Origin of the sequence: Maribellus luteus (genome assembly GCF_003576475.1) — a bacterium.
GTDB lineage: Bacteria > Bacteroidota > Bacteroidia > Bacteroidales > Prolixibacteraceae > Draconibacterium > Draconibacterium luteum.
In genome coordinates this window covers 1-637 of sequence record NZ_QWGR01000128.1, presented here as the reverse complement: position 1 = coordinate 637, position 637 = coordinate 1, and the positions used below count along the sequence as shown (strand labels likewise).

The window sequence follows — 637 nt, the reverse complement described above, 5'->3', positions numbered from 1 at the left end:
TGGCGTGATCAGCCAGTTCATAAGCCGCTGCCATGGCGATTGCGCCTGGCGCGGCGCGCGCGTGGCAGCCGAAATCGGATCCGGCCGCATGCCGGCCTCCATCTGCACGGCACGCATCACCCGCTCGCTCAAACCCGCCGGCGCCTTCATGTACAGCCCCGGCGCACGCAGCCCCTGGCGCAGGGCCCGCACCACGCCATCGTGATTCGCCGCGATGTCGGTGCAGGCGGCGCACGAGCCCAGATGCGCTTCCATGTGCAGGCTGTCCGCCGCACCGAGTTCGCCATCGGCGCGGGCAGCCAGCAGCGCGCGGATGTCGTCACAGTTCATGGCGGGCCTCCTTGGTGCTGTTTCCCATACCACCCGATGCCCGGATGGGTGTCACATTGGTGCGCGGTGGCGCGTTGTCTTCCGTCAATAAACGTGCAAGCTGCTGCCGCGCACGTGCCAGGCGCGACATGACCGTGCCGATGGGCACGTCGACCACAGCGACAATGTCGCGGTACGGCAGGTCTTCCAGCTCGCGCAGCACAAGTACCTCGCGATACGGCACGGGCAACTGCGCCAGTGCGGCATGCACGCGGCGCACGTCGTCGATGCGGGCGAGCAGCGCGGCGGGGTCGACGCCGTAGCTGGC

2 protein-coding genes are annotated in these 637 nt (G+C 68.8%); both read right to left on the bottom strand.

Translation table 11 applies throughout. The annotated features are described in order from the left end of the window. The coding region (locus tag D1614_RS28235) for an anti-sigma factor family protein (protein WP_175579311.1) at positions 1 to 330 on the bottom strand (330 nt) is incomplete at its 3' end. Further along, the coding region (locus tag D1614_RS28230; protein WP_497006675.1) for a sigma factor-like helix-turn-helix DNA-binding protein at positions 320 to 637 on the bottom strand (318 nt) is incomplete at its 5' end. The genes D1614_RS28235 and D1614_RS28230, both read right to left, overlap by 11 nt.